11 protein-coding genes are annotated in these 14,072 nt (G+C 38.4%); 3 read left to right on the forward strand and 8 right to left on the reverse strand.

Going from position 1 to position 14,072, the window contains the following annotated elements; all coding sequences use genetic code 11:
• Positions 1-5: 5 nt before the first annotated feature.
• Positions 6-2,036, reverse strand: coding sequence for an oxidoreductase (locus tag ACW0TQ_RS03530; protein ID WP_455725346.1), 2,031 nt, complete (start codon positions 2,034-2,036; stop codon positions 6-8).
• Positions 2,037-2,252: 216 nt separating this feature from the next.
• Between ACW0TQ_RS03530 and ACW0TQ_RS03535 the strand changes: the two genes are divergently transcribed.
• Complete coding sequence (locus ACW0TQ_RS03535) at positions 2,253-3,167, forward strand: LysR family transcriptional regulator (RefSeq protein WP_042531299.1); 915 nt, start codon at positions 2,253-2,255, stop codon at positions 3,165-3,167.
• Between the two features lie 72 nt (positions 3,168-3,239).
• Here the strand turns inward: ACW0TQ_RS03535 and ACW0TQ_RS03540 are convergent, their stop codons facing one another.
• From ACW0TQ_RS03540 to ACW0TQ_RS03565, 6 genes are all read right to left on the reverse strand, one after another.
• Entirely contained in the window at positions 3,240-3,776 is a 537-nt protein-coding gene (locus ACW0TQ_RS03540; RefSeq protein ID WP_042531297.1) for a CueP family metal-binding protein, read from the reverse strand.
• A 403-nt stretch (positions 3,777-4,179) separates the two neighbouring features.
• On the reverse strand, positions 4,180-4,674 hold the full coding sequence (locus ACW0TQ_RS03545; RefSeq protein ID WP_289584687.1) for a phosphoribosylanthranilate isomerase: 495 nt from the start codon (positions 4,672-4,674) through the stop codon (positions 4,180-4,182).
• A 30-nt stretch (positions 4,675-4,704) separates the two neighbouring features.
• Entirely contained in the window at positions 4,705-5,457 is a 753-nt protein-coding gene (locus ACW0TQ_RS03550) for an HAD-IIB family hydrolase (RefSeq protein WP_289584686.1), read from the reverse strand.
• A gap of 168 nt (positions 5,458-5,625) precedes the next feature.
• A complete protein-coding gene (locus ACW0TQ_RS03555; protein WP_332094562.1) occupies positions 5,626-6,915 on the reverse strand; it encodes a GntP family permease in 1,290 nt (429 codons plus the stop codon).
• 152 nt (positions 6,916-7,067) lie between these two features.
• Positions 7,068-8,576: a CoA-acylating methylmalonate-semialdehyde dehydrogenase gene (locus tag ACW0TQ_RS03560; protein WP_455725347.1), complete on the reverse strand. Its 1,509-nt coding sequence runs from the start codon at positions 8,574-8,576 to the stop codon at positions 7,068-7,070.
• A gap of 65 nt (positions 8,577-8,641) precedes the next feature.
• Entirely contained in the window at positions 8,642-9,538 is an 897-nt protein-coding gene (locus tag ACW0TQ_RS03565) for an NAD(P)-dependent oxidoreductase (protein ID WP_042531287.1), read from the reverse strand.
• A gap of 239 nt (positions 9,539-9,777) precedes the next feature.
• On the opposite strand from ACW0TQ_RS03565, the gene ACW0TQ_RS03570 reads away from it, so the two are divergent.
• Both ACW0TQ_RS03570 and ACW0TQ_RS03575 read left to right on the forward strand, forming a co-directional pair.
• A complete protein-coding gene (locus ACW0TQ_RS03570) occupies positions 9,778-10,383 on the forward strand; it encodes a TetR/AcrR family transcriptional regulator (RefSeq protein ID WP_042531286.1) in 606 nt (201 codons plus the stop codon).
• Between the two features lie 525 nt (positions 10,384-10,908).
• Positions 10,909-11,709 (forward strand): YwqG family protein, encoded by an 801-nt coding sequence (locus ACW0TQ_RS03575; RefSeq protein ID WP_341172426.1) that lies wholly within the window; start codon positions 10,909-10,911, stop codon positions 11,707-11,709.
• 101 nt (positions 11,710-11,810) lie between these two features.
• Here ACW0TQ_RS03575 and ACW0TQ_RS03580 read toward each other — a convergent pair whose 3' ends face one another.
• Positions 11,811-14,015: a Z1 domain-containing protein gene (locus tag ACW0TQ_RS03580; protein ID WP_455725348.1), complete on the reverse strand. Its 2,205-nt coding sequence runs from the start codon at positions 14,013-14,015 to the stop codon at positions 11,811-11,813.
• Between the last annotated feature and the right edge of the window lie 57 nt (positions 14,016-14,072).

The following is a 14,072-nucleotide window of genomic DNA, read 5'->3' on the forward strand; positions in this document are numbered from 1 at the left end:
ATCCTTTAAAAAGGAATCGCTTCTTTCTTCTCTGGTTCTTCAAAGGCACCTATTTTCTCTAATGTTGTAAGAATATTTCTTCCTTCACGTGTGCCGTCCATAATTTTTCTGGCGCCCCAGCTGTCTCCGATATTTACGACTTCCACATGGTTTGCCTGGAAATATTGCTGTAATTCTGGAACTTCTTTATTTTTAGGACGCATTCCCAGACAGATAAATCCATAATCAAATGCCATTTGTTCTTCTTCGTCTTGATGTTTGATTTGGAAAGAATTGTCTTCTACTTTCGTCAATGCTGTTTCGGTTCGAACATCGACCTCATAATCCTTCAGCATGGTCATCATTGAAATTTTTGTAATATGGTCTAAGCCTGCGCCAACTGCCGGCATCATTTCTATCATGCTGACATCGCTGCCACGTTTGCTGAAGAATTCTACCACATCCAGACCGACAGCACCGCCGCCTACTACAGCGATTTTCTTTCCTTCTAAATACTGCGCTTCAAATTCATCAATCTGCTGAAGCAGTTTAGCAATAGAATAAATACTGCTGTTTTCCTTATCAATACGATCATGGAGACCTTCAATCGGCGGCAACAACGGCTTAGACCCTGTAGCATTAACAATAATATCGGGGTTTAGGCTTTCCACTAACGCAATGGTTGCTCTTGAATTTGTTAAAATTGTCAAATTATCTAATTGCTCTGCTCTTTTTTCCAGATATACAGGAAAATCTAAAATCCGCTTCTTATCAGGAAGCTTCGAAATCTCTCTGGCTAAACCGCCTAGTTCTGCTTTTTCTTCGATAAGAAATGTCTTACATCCCACTTCCGCTGCTGTACATGCTGCTTCCAGCCCCGTTGTTCCGCCGCCAATCACAACAACCGTTACGTCCTTCTTCACTTTTCTATCCTTATACGCATCGCCGCCAAATAAATCCGAGTTCACCGTACATCTTATTGGACGGTTCAGAGCGATACGATGACCGGCACAGCCGATATTACATGAAATACATTTTCGAAGCATATCTTCCTGGCTATCTCTTACTTTATTGACCCAGTTCGGATCTGCAATCAAGCCGCGTCCCATTCCAATTAAATCTGCATCGCCTTCTGCCAGAATTTTTTCTGCTGTCAGCGGCTGACGGACATTTCCTGTTGTAATCGTCGTTTTATGGAATTTTTCCCGCACTGCTTTTGCCATATAAGAACGCCAGCCATCCGCTAAATTCATTTCGTCGATTTGATATTGGATGGTATCATTTACTGCAGCTGATACGTTAAAGATATCTACTTCATCATCTAAATATTCCAGGATATGCAGGATATCTTCTAATGTATTGCCGCCCTCTACAAATTCATCGGCACTTACCCGGAGACTGATTGGAAAATGCGGACCGACCTCCTGACGAATACGGTCGATGACCATCCGCGGGAATCGTGCTCTATTTTCATAGCTTCCTCCAAATTCATCGGTCCGTTTATTATAGATTGGTGATAAGAATTGATTCAGAAGATAGGAATGTCCGGCATGGATTTCAATTGCATCAAATTCGGCAGCAACCACACGTTTAGCTGATTTACCATAGTCTTCAACAATTTCAAGGATTTCTTCTTTTTCCAACGGTCTTGGAACAGCCCCTCCCGCTTTCGAAGGAACATTGGAAGCAGATACCGGCTGATGTCCAATTCTTTCCGGCACAGCAGATGCTCCTGCATGATTGATTTGAATAGCTGCTTGTGTCCCGTGTTTATGCAGCTTTTCTGTTAATTTATATAACCTGGGAATAAATTGGTCATGGTCAATACGAAGCTGTGTTGTTCCGTTCGATCCCATTGGAAAAGATACACAAGCATTTTCGACTATAATTAATCCAGTCCCTCCCTTTGCTCTCTGCTCGTAATACATTATATGCTCATCATTCATCGATCCGTCTACTTCGGCGAAATTTGTTCCCATAGGCGGCATAATGATTCGGTTGGGTATCGTCATCCTTCTGACAGTTAACGGTTGGAAAATATGTTCATATACACTCATTATAATACCTCCACTTTATTATTTCGTGAAATATTTCACAATTAGTTTTAAAAAAATTTGAAGCTGCTTTTTATTCCTTAATTTCCTTTACACCTTTATTATATTTGATACTGATTCATAAATCTAATAGGTTTTTTCAACAAATCAATAGATTTTATCTATGAATCATAGCATAATAAATATATAGAACGCTCCGAAACGAATGGAGGAATGAAAATGAATTTGAAACAGCTTCACTATTTCAGAGAACTGGCGCACAGTGAACACCTTACCAACACAGCGAATAAGCTTTCCATTTCTCAGCCGACATTAAGTTACGCCATTACAGAGCTGGAAAAGTATCTTGGTGTCTATTTATTTGAAAAGCAAGGCAGAAATATTCGTTTAACAAAATACGGTCATTTTTTTCTTGAATATGTAGAAAGGTCACTGGCTGAACTGGAAAGAGGAGAAAAAAAGCTGCGTGAACTGACAAGTCCGTCTCATGGAGTCATTGATCTGGCGTTTATTTATACGCTGGGGCCTTATTTCATTCCAGAATTGATTAAGAACTTCTCGGAACAAGGTGCCTATAAAAATATCTCTTTTTCTTTTTATCAGGGAACCACCAAAAATATAATTCAAAATCTAAAAGAAAATATGTACGATATTGCCTTCTGTTCGATGAAATACAATGAGCCTGACATTGAATTTACACCCGTTGCAGAGCAGGAGCTTGTATTAATTGTTGCAGAAAATCATCCTTTAGCAGGCAGAGAAAGTATTGATTTAGAGGAGACAGCCAGCTATCCCTATGTTTATTTCAACCAAAACAGCGGGCTGCGTCCCATCGTTGATGAATTATTTCATAAAGTAAATTTAACTCCTGAAATTATTTGTGAAGTGGAAGAAGATAATGCCATGGCCGGGCTGGTCGCAGCCAATTATGGAATTGCCGTGATTCCGAATATTGGGGCGCTTTCTCATTTTCCGGTTAAAGTCATTAACATAAAAAAACCTGTTTATCACCGGTTTATCTATATGGCTGCCAGAAAAAACGATTATCTATCCCCGGCAACCAGCGCATTTCGCAGCTTTGTCATCAGCTATTGTCAAAAACATTATTTAAAAACAAAAAATAAAGTAGAATAACCTGCAAACTCATTTTGCCTTGGCATCAAAACAGGCTGCCTGGATACTCCAGACAGCCTTCATCTCAATAACTTATATTAATTGCATCGTTGTGATACAGGTGAAATCATCCTGAAATGTACTGATTTCTGATGTTACTTCTTTTCCATCCTGTTTGATTTCCACCGTATAGGTTTCATCTCGAGGAAGCCATAGATCAATAAAGCCATTTTCTTCTGTCTGCATGGGTTCATCTATAACCACATCGCCCGCTGCGTTTTCAATATAAACCTCGAATTCTTCCTGAACCATTTCTCCCTGACACCCTGTTAAACTATGAATTTCACAAGGATGCGTCTGCTGTTCAAAGGGAGCTATCGAAACAAAAAATTCATCCTCCGGCAAATCATATACTGCTTCCTCCTCTCCCTCATCATTTGTTACAATCAGCTGCTCGGAAGTAATCGATGCATTCTCGTCAACAATTTCTTCTGTACTATAATGATGGACTAATTCCTTGATATCCCCGGTTTCGTCCAGTGTATTTTCTTCGGGGTTATCCTCTTCTCCACTGCAGGCAGTTAATAAAACCAACAATCCAAACAAGACCAGGATTATTTTTTTCTTCATGAAATTCACGCTCCAAATAGGATTTCTTGTCTTGTATTATACGGGACGGCGATGCTTTTTCCTATATTCACATGATAACTGACACAATATAGTTAACTTTATAGGAAGAGGAAGGGCTATTATGAACAGAACGTTCATAAATGTATGTAAAAGTGTTTAAAGATACACATCTCCTAATCTTTCCATTTTTATATTTATAGCGTATTCTTAAAATATAAATGAATATACGTCCGGTGCTGGTACACCGAACGGTTTTTACAATAGACTACTTCATCATAATGAGTAGCGCTGAGTTATTGAATAATCCCTCAAACGCCCGCTAAAGCATACGAGGGATTATTTTTTGTGGCCCTAGAATATAGTTAGGGATAGAGCTATATTTTAATAGAAACAGCAATCCTCTTCAAATCAAGTCACGCAGATAAGCTATTTTCTTTTTATCTTTCTGGTTATTTTTGTTCGCACGATAGCTGTCCTTAAAGGAAGCCTCATACACTTTCAAATATTGCTCAGATGTTAAAAGATAATACGTCGCATCTCCCTGCTGATGGAGTTCTAATTCCTCAAGCGATATCCCCGCAAAGTCCGGCAATGTGTCCATAATACCGAATCCGACAGCCAGCCCATCCTTTTCAAATTCATGCTCATGCAAATCAACAAAGCTGTATCCCAGAGATAGCATGGCCTTCATAATGTCGTCCCAATCATAGATAGCTTGTTCTGGCGGAATCTCCCATCCTCTTTTATCACCGGGAACATGTATATCCAGATCCTGTGTATCCCAGTTCTTCCCTGTAACTATTTCTAAACCTACAGACCCCATTAATAGAGGAGTAATTTCTTTCTGATTAAGCTGTTTTGCAATGGTTAAAAAAATAGAAAATTTTTCATTTTGCATTTAGACATCTCCCTTTGTTCAGAGACTTAGTTAAATATATACTCCTTGCATTTCTTGATTCCCATACATATGCAATGCTTTGGTTATCATTGCTGCTACCTTTTCCTTCTCTACCGATATAGATGCATATTGTTCTACTTCATGTTCACCAACACAGACACTGTACAAGGCATTTTCGAACAAGCATTGATCATTACTGTCATTTCCAAATGCAATAAACTCCTGAACATGCAAGCTATGTAATCCTCTTACTTTATTAATTCCAAGCGGGCTGATATCTATCGCATTTTCCCCTTTATAATAGGTTATATTTACAGGCAATTCGGCGAGCTCATCTATCACACGTTGCGGCGGCTGAAACAAAACCAGCTTGCACAGCTTAGGCAGACTTCTTAACTCTCTGTTCTGTGCGGAAGACTGATTAATATTCTTATAAATAGGATGTGTCTTCTCTCCAGTAAACGCATAATCCCAGTCACTATCTGCTAAATAAGTTATTTGATGATCTTCTACCAGCATAATCAGTTTTGTAAGCAGGCTATCTTGAAAATGGATAACATCCATCTTCTTCCCGTTTGAAGTATATGCTCCATTCCCTCCAACCAGTTTTTCTTGCTGCAAAGATTTCGGCAAGACTGGCAATAAATCACGGATTGGTCTTGCCGACGCAAAAATCACTTGATGCCCTGCTGCCTTTATTTCTTCCAGCGCTTGTATAATGGAGGAATCAATTGTTTTCCCATCAAAGCAAATCGTTCCGTCTATATCAAAAACAAAATTCATGTGAATCACCTCTTTTTCAAGTATACTAATGATAATAAAATTAATCCTGCATTTTGAACAGTGGATAGGATAGGATAGTACATGGTTATCCACTGTTCAAAATGCAGGATTATAAATTCATCACTTAAAAATCTAGTAACGATCATCAGGCTTTGCTATCTATAAACCTTAGTAAATACCCACACTTGCTAGTAAAATAGCTGGTATAAGTGATAATATCGGGAAAACAATTGCTACTACTGCAATATCTTTGTATGACTCTTTATGTGTTAGTCCTGTTACAATCAATATTGTTATTACCGCTCCATTGTGTGGCAGCGCATCTAAACCGCCTGAAGCGATGGATGCGATACGATGAAATGCTTCTGGTGCAATACCAGATGTCGCAGCGATTTCATTATATTTCTGACCTAAAGCCTCCATCGTAATACCTAAGCCTCCTGAAGCTGAACCAGTCGCTCCAGACATCAAATTGGATGCAACAGCCATTGAAATAAGTGGATTTGCCTCAATCCCCAAGATATAATCACTTAATTTTTGGAATCCTGGCACCACTCCTACCACCGTTCCAAATCCAACCGCTGCTGAAGTATTAATCATCGCCATTACCGAATCCGTAGCTCCTTGATTTAATGAAGGAATCAGACCTTTAATTTGGTTTAATGAGAATAAAATAATTAATAAGATACCAACTAATAAACAAACAACAATATCCCAATTTAAAATATTAAGCGTAATGATTACTGACACTAGAGGCAGTAAAGACAAAAGAATGTGTGGCGGTTTATCAATTAACTTTCCTTTTGCTTCAGAATCTTTTTCTAATTCATGGAATCCGTAGCCAGCCTTTTTTAAATTCTTTTCTCTTTTCTTTAAATAGAAATAAGCGACTCCGCCCATAACTAATGAAGCAGCAAGCCCCATAACAGGTGCAGCTGCCGCTGTTGTATTAAAATAAGCAGTTGGAATCAAATTCTGAATTTGCGGCGTCCCGGGAAGTGCCGTCATAGCAAATGTCATCATCCCAGTTATAATTGTAGCTGGCATCAGCTTTCTAGGAATATCCGCTTGCCTAAACATACTTACCGCAAGTGGATAGACAGCAAACACAACAACGAACACACTAATACCACCATATGCCAAAACTGCTGAAGCCATAATTACACCAATAATTGCTTGCTTTTCACCAAAAACTTTAATTATACCTTCCGCCACCGACTGAGCCATGCCACTGAATTCCATTAACTTACCGAAGATTGCACCTAACATAAACACAGGAAACCAATTCTTCGTAAAGTCGACGAATCCTTGCATATATGTATTTGTATATGCATCAAGCAAGTCAAGCCCACCAAATACCGCCACAACTCCAGCACAAATCGGTGCGATCCAGATAATTGACCACCCGCGATAGGCTAGGACAATTAACAAGACTAAGCCTAATAATATCCCTACCATTTGATCCCCATCCTTTTGTAAGGGTTTACATTTTACTGTTCGTATAAAGTTGATGAAAGTACTAATCTATCTGTCAGGAAACTTAATACAGATTAGAGACTCTGTGCTTTCTTGTTAAAAAGATTAGGGGCCAGTTTTAATGGCCCCTTCAATTAACTGCTAGGAAAATCAAAATTAGTTTCATCCGAGGCGGATTGGTCAAACCATCTTTCGGAGACCGTTTTAGTTTTAGTGAAGAATCGAGCAGTATCTGGACCAAACATTTGCCCTTCCCCAAATCGTGAATCTTTCCACCCTCCAAAATTATGATAACCTACAGGAATTGGAATCGGTACATTTACGCCAACCATTCCCACTTCAATTTCTTGAGTAAATTCACGAGCATCACGGCCACTATCGGTGAATACGGTCACACCATTACCATATTGATGATTATTGATTAACTGTATGGCTTCATCAATTGAATCGACTGCAGTGATTGTACGTACCGGACCAAATACTTCTTCTTTGTATATATTCATATCAGAAGTAACATTATCTAATAACGTAGCATCGAGATAAAATCCTTCCTTGTTCTCCACATCAGGGTTCCTTCCATCTACAACAATATTAGCTCCTTCTTTTACTGCTTCATCAATAGCACTTAAAATGCTTTGTTTTGCTTCGGCGCTTATTACTGCACCAAAGTCAGCTGTCTCATCATCATAAGATCCAGCTTTCAGCTTCTCCACTTTTTCTTTTAGCTTCCCTGTAAATACTTCTGCCGTCTTTCGCCCTACTGGCATCGCTACGGATATGGCCATACAGCGTTGCGATGCTGAACCGTAAGCAGCACCTAGAAAGGAATCGACTGCTTTATCAATATCGGCATCTGGCATAATAACCATATGGTTTTTCCCACCGCCAAAAGCATTGACACGTTTATGGTGCTTCGTACCTGTTTCATAAATAAATTCAGCTACTTTTGTAGACCCTACAAAGCTTATCGCCTGAATATCTTGATGTGTAATAATGGCATTGACCGTATTTTTATCCCCATTTACAACATTCCAAACACCAGCAGGTAAACCAGCCTTTTCCCATAGCTCCGAGAGTAATATAGCAGAGTATGGAACTTTTTCGGATGGTTTTAATATCATTGCATTTCCTACTGCTACCGCCATCACGCTCATTGCAAGCGGTACCATAACTGGGAAATTAAAAGGAGAAATACATGTTACAACGCCAAGCGGCTGTTTCATGGAATAAGCATTTATTTCCCCGCCAACATTAACAGAATATTCCCCTTTAAGTATTTGCGGCGCTCCAATTGCCAGGTCAACTGACTCTATCCCCCTGCTTATCTCTCCTTTTGCATCAGAAATTGTTTTTCCGTTTTCTTTCCCTATTAACTGTGCTAATTCCTCTGTATTTTCAACTAATAATTGACGGAACTTAAAAAGAACTTCAACTCTTTTACCCACAGAAACTTTTGCCCATTTTGCCGCAGCCTTTTTGGCTAATTGTATCGTCTCATCTACTTCTTCATCGGAAGCATAAGGAACAGCAGCTATTTTCTGACCAGTTGACGGGGTGTATACATAACCAAACTTATCATTCTGTCCTTTCACTTTCTCTCCATTGATATAATGTGTTACTGTATCTAACGTTACCGTAGCCATATCGTCAATTCCTCCCATTTAGTATTTTTTCATAAAATCAATAGTATCTTATTAATTATTAAAAACTACTTAGCAGGTTCAACCTTTTGTTCTGTTAACATGAGATATGCTGTCGACATATCTTTATCTTCGTAACCTTTTATATTAGATTCAAAGTAGTCTACTAACGCTTCACCTAAAGGCAATTTTGTTTTAAATGAATTGGAAACATAATTTGCCAGCCTTAAATCTTTTAATAGTAGCTCCGTAGTGAATGCTCCTTTATAATACTCATCTTTAGCTATAAAATTTTTATAGTTTCGTCTAAATACATCACTTTGTCCTGAGCTTACATTTACGATTTCATAAACGATATTATGATCTAACCCTGCTGCATCTGCGATAGATAGAGCTTCTGCAACGGCCTGTGTATGAATACCAGCCATTAAATTATTAATTAATTTAACAACAGTTCCCACTCCATGGTCTTCTCCTACATGAAAGATGTTTTTGCCGATTGCTTTTAGGTATGGTAATGCGAAATCATATGTTTCTTTGTTACCTCCAACCATCACACTTAAGCTGGCTGCTTCTGCGCCAGTTACACTTCCACTTACTGGTGCGCCTAAGTATTGAGTCCCGTTTTGTAAGGCAGCTTTTGCAATCGTTTTATTTAATTCTGGAGAAACTGTGCTTAGGTCAACCAATGTTAATGATGTTTTTCCATTCTCTACAAGGCCCTCGTTACCTAAATAAACACTTTCTACAATGGGTGGCGTTGGCAAGCTAGTAAATATAAGATTTACTTCACTTGGCAGTGTGGCGGATGTGAATCCAATATTTCCACCAATTTCAGCGAACCTCTTTTCATTCATTTTGTTTACATCTACTCCATAAACGGTATAACCCGCTTTTAGTAAATTGCTTGCCATTGGATAACCCATATTCCCTAACCCAATAAAACCAACTTTCTTTGTGTCCATCAAACCCCTCCTTCAAATAATTTTCACGAATGGAAACGCTGTCATTTTACTGTTTGATAATTGTTAAACCTCCATTCTTCTTCTATATTTATATTTCACATACTAAAGTCAAATACCGCGGTCACCGAAATGCATTAACAACATAATAAATGTAAAATTAAAAATAGTCAAGACTTTTCAAAAGATTGATTCTACATTTCAAAAATATTATGCTATTCTAAATGAAAGGGGGCTATATTATGACACATATAACAGCAAGAAAGCTAAAAGCCCTAGAGACCAAAAAAGCACTCTTGGAAACTGGGCTAGAACTTTTTGATAAAAAAGGGTTTGATAATGTAACGGTGGATGAAATTGTAAAAACCTGTAATGTATCTAAAGGGGCTTTTTATGTGCATTTCAATAGTAAATATGATATTTTCAATGAAAAATTTAAAGATATTGATAATTTCTATTCGGAATTTCAGAAAGGAATATCAAATGACATTAAAGCAAGTGAAAAAATTCTTATATTTTTTGAAGCCCAAATGATTTATTTACGTGACGAGTTAGGGAAAGATTTAATCAGAACTGTATACATGAATGCAATGTCGCTAACCATTAACAAAAATCATTATTTATCTGACCCAAACAGGAATCTTTATCAAGTAATTAACTCTTTTGTTCAGGAAGGAATTAAGAATAAAGAATTTAAGGAAGGATTAACGACGGAAGAAGTATCTGTATTAATTACGAGGTGTATGCGAGGCACCATCTATGATTGGATTATTTTCGGAGAACAATTTGATATCGTGGAGGAAATGAATAAATTCACCTCTACTGTTCTGGATGGGTTAAAAAGGTAGTAAGTATATCATTTTGGGCGAGGATTTCTTACATTAATAAATTAGGAATTACTTTCCCTGCTCTAATTTGTCTCTAAAATGAAGAACGATTTGGGAGAGATCCCGATAAAATTCACTATGCTATATATATCGGTAAATGCTTAACGATAATTTTGTGTATTACAAATAAAGTGACATACATACTGTTTATAATGTAGTAGACGGCTGATTAAAGAAAAAATATCTGATTTACGAAGTTAGCTTTCCTGATATTCGGAAGATACAGGACGGTTAACTTTTTTTTGGATATGCATGATAATTGCAGTTACCTTTTAAAATGATCTATAATCTCTCTAAAAATATGTCAATATATTCTACTCTAATCACTGAAATCCCCAGTAATATATTTCGCTCATCAACAAGTTTCTCTACTACAACCCTGAGTACCTTCAATATATGAATTATTTGCTCTCATATTTTCTTTGATTATCCTGATTTGCTATAGTAACTACTATACAGAATAAACTGAATTTCAGGAGGTTTATTATGCCAGACAAAACATCATTACAATTACCTGAAGCATTCGAGCAATACCGCTCTCTCATTCAAGACACACTGATACCAATTGTAAAGGTTTCTACTACGGAGCGTAAAACTTCATTATTCGAAAGCAAATTTGCAGGTGACCCTTACTTCCCTGCTTCTATGGAATACCCTAAAAATGAAGAGGGAATTCCTCTAAAACTATTGGCGCAAATTAATTTTGAAAACGTTCCTGTTCATTTACCGCATTTTCCCCATAAAGGGATTTTGCAATTTTATATTGATGGCAATGATGATTTGCTGGGAGTAGATTTTGATGATGGACAAAATCAATCTGGGTTTCGAGTAATCTATCATGAAAAAGTAATTCAGGATGAATCCCAATTAATCCAAGACTTTTCTTTTGTAAAAATGCCAGATGATGAGCTGTTTTTCCCTGTCGAGCAGGAAATGGGATTAACTTTTGAGACAGACTTGGAAGCTCTCACAGGAGGCGATTATCGCAGTGATGAAATGTATGCAGCTATATTCGATGAAATAAACCATGATGAAAAGCTAGAGGAAGAATTCTTCCAGCTATTTAACGGGACAGGCCATAAGCTTGGCGGCTATCCCTTCTTTACGCAGGAAGACCCGCGCGCCTATGGAGATTATCAAGATGCAGATATATTGCTGCTGCAAATAGACAGTGCCGACGAAAAGATTGTATGGGGGGATTCCGGTGTCGGGAATTTCTTTATCTCTGAAGAGGATTTGAAAAACAAAGATTTTAGTAAAGTACTTTTTAATTGGGATTGTTATTAAAATATTGCCTGTGCTGTTTTATATTTTGAACAGCACAGGATATTTTATACCCAATCTACTAAACATAAAATATACTCACCTTGCTATTTTTTCCCTTCTTTTTACCTCTCCTTAACCCCTCTCCCGGCAAACACCGTTGTTTTCGTCTCCTCCGGTGTAACCAGCACAGGCCAATAAAAAGCTCCACCGCGCCACCCCTGCTCCTCTGCACCATTTTGTCTTATCAAGATCAGTGATGGAATAATTCGCGCTAAGTTTCGTGCTATTTTCAGTTCATCCTGTTTGGTATCCGGTGCATCTTCAAACCTGCCAGTGCTTTTTCGAATACGCGCCATATTACGGTTCTGACGCAAAACGACCCAGACATGCCCTTTTCGATTCGTGTCCGTGTCCTCGGATAAATAATTCATCACAGCACCATACGTTTCTAAATCCCACTCATAGCCCTCTTTGAATACGTAGGTTTGATAAATCATTTCTAATAGCTCTTGGACTTTTTCCTTTTCAACCAAAAAGCAGCGGTCATCTTTGGGATGTATTGCTTTTGCTGTCTGCTTCATTGTCGCCACATGCTTATCTATCTTTTTCATTTCCCTCTCCAGGTAGCTTTTCGCAATCGTTTGAAAACCAGATGGCAGCATCCGTTTTCCCGGCTTTAACATCTGTACGCTTGATAATAGAATTTTATTTGGATTGCATGGCAATATCGTATTATCGCTATCCTTTTGAATAAAAGTAACTTCCCCGCTGTTTGCTCCAGATTCAAAAGCCCGGCGCAGCTCTGTATCAAATTCATGCATCTGCTCCATAACATCATAAATTCGTCTGGTCGTATAAAAGCGGGTAACTGCCATGTCAGCAAGCGGACGTGCTCCATACATTCGCGAATGCTGTAAGACCGTGTCCTGCTGGAATTTCTGCGGATTTCTTCCATAGTAGAAGCCAATTAAATTTTTTATTGTAATCCCCCGGTCAAGGATTTGCCCGCCGATAAAGAAGTTAAGCGGCGTCCGTAATTTTAGCTCTCCTGATTTATCTAATAAATGATCGACATCCTGCTCTGAGTTTACAATTTCAATTAACAGCTCTTCCTCTATCAAAGCATCACGCACATCGGAAAGCACTTCATCAAAAGCAGGAAAATACATATCCTTCCTTTGTGAGCGCGCAAAATCCTGATAAGCTGTACGAATTAACTGATCAAAGATAGGGTCTTCTTTCTCCATTGCATCGCGGAGCTGTTCTTCCATATGAAGCATGACTTCTTCTTGCCACTGATGCGCTGCTTTTGTCGTGATCGTGTGCATGATAAAAGCATACTTTTCAAGGCGCTCTCCTTCTTTTTGCTGTTGTATATTGCGGATTTTACTGCCGACAATAAAATGAATCAGCGCGCTGCGAATCCCTTCATACCGTTCGCTATGAAGCAGATGGTTCACCTTTACCTTCCGCTTATCACTTTTCCTTAAGATTTCAAGCTCTTCCTCTTGAATTTCATGGTAGAGGTAACTCGCCATGTGCGCCTCTTCCTTAGATTTTTCAAAGTACATTTCCCCGCCGACATATTTATCATGCACCGGCACTAATTCGGTAAACGCCGGCCGCTTCGGCTGAAAGGCTTTATGCTCATGAATATTCATATCATCGGGCTGAAGATATAAGGAATATGGAGTCGCCGTTACCTGCAGATAAGCAGCATTCTCTAATCGAGCGCGAATCTGATCAATTTGTCCGGCAATCACTTTGAGATCAATTATATTTTTATCTTTGACATTGTCATACGCGACAGAAGCAAAATCTGCTTCATCATCAATAAATAACATTTTCCTAGCAGTCAAAACCGGGTACATGTCAAATAGCAGTCTTTCTAAACGCTGTATATTTTTCTTTTCTTTTTTCAGAACAATCACAAGCTTTTTCTTCAATTCAAATTTACGCAGCTTTACGGGTATTTTCATAATATCGTAAATAGCTAATTCATCTTCTTCAATACACCCCGTAAATTCACTCTCCACCCTTTCAAAGGTTTGTTTGACAAGGGCATTCGAATTTTTGGTCAGAATAATCACCACTTCAAAGCCATTATCAAAGCCTAGCCCCATCGATCCGAGAAAGGAGCGTGTTTTCCCTGATTGGATATGTCCTAAAAGCATGCCCGGCTTTTTTGATGTGGTAGAAGTGTCCAATAGCTTTGAAACAGTGTTCTGCATCACCTGTATTTCTTCGGTTTTATAATTATTTTTCTGAATTAATGGGGGGAAGAATGTCCCGTTTGTTTTTAACGATGTTACACCAGCTGTGTGCATATGTACTTCCTTACTTTCTTTAACTATTAAAAAGTGACTTGTTCAGCCACTTTCCGC

The organism is Oceanobacillus sp. M60 (assembly GCF_053839645.1).

Bases quoted from the DNA above. Each gene is read 5' to 3' on its own strand.
- ACW0TQ_RS03530 (WP_455725346.1), bottom strand. From the start codon at position 2,036: ATGAGTGTATATGAACATATTTTCCAACCGTTAACTGTCAGAAGGATG.
- ACW0TQ_RS03535 (WP_042531299.1), top strand. From the start codon at position 2,253: ATGAATTTGAAACAGCTTCACTATTTCAGAGAACTGGCGCACAGTGAA.
- ACW0TQ_RS03540 (WP_042531297.1), bottom strand. From the start codon at position 3,776: ATGAAGAAAAAAATAATCCTGGTCTTGTTTGGATTGTTGGTTTTATTA.
- ACW0TQ_RS03545 (WP_289584687.1), bottom strand. From the start codon at position 4,674: ATGCAAAATGAAAAATTTTCTATTTTTTTAACCATTGCAAAACAGCTT.
- ACW0TQ_RS03550 (WP_289584686.1), bottom strand. From the start codon at position 5,457: ATGAATTTTGTTTTTGATATAGACGGAACGATTTGCTTTGATGGGAAA.
- ACW0TQ_RS03555 (WP_332094562.1), bottom strand. From the start codon at position 6,915: ATGGTAGGGATATTATTAGGCTTAGTCTTGTTAATTGTCCTAGCCTAT.
- ACW0TQ_RS03560 (WP_455725347.1), bottom strand. From the start codon at position 8,576: ATGGCTACGGTAACGTTAGATACAGTAACACATTATATCAATGGAGAG.
- ACW0TQ_RS03565 (WP_042531287.1), bottom strand. From the start codon at position 9,538: ATGGACACAAAGAAAGTTGGTTTTATTGGGTTAGGGAATATGGGTTAT.
- ACW0TQ_RS03570 (WP_042531286.1), top strand. From the start codon at position 9,778: ATGACACATATAACAGCAAGAAAGCTAAAAGCCCTAGAGACCAAAAAA.
- ACW0TQ_RS03575 (WP_341172426.1), top strand. From the start codon at position 10,909: ATGCCAGACAAAACATCATTACAATTACCTGAAGCATTCGAGCAATAC.
- ACW0TQ_RS03580 (WP_455725348.1), bottom strand. From the start codon at position 14,015: ATGCACACAGCTGGTGTAACATCGTTAAAAACAAACGGGACATTCTTC.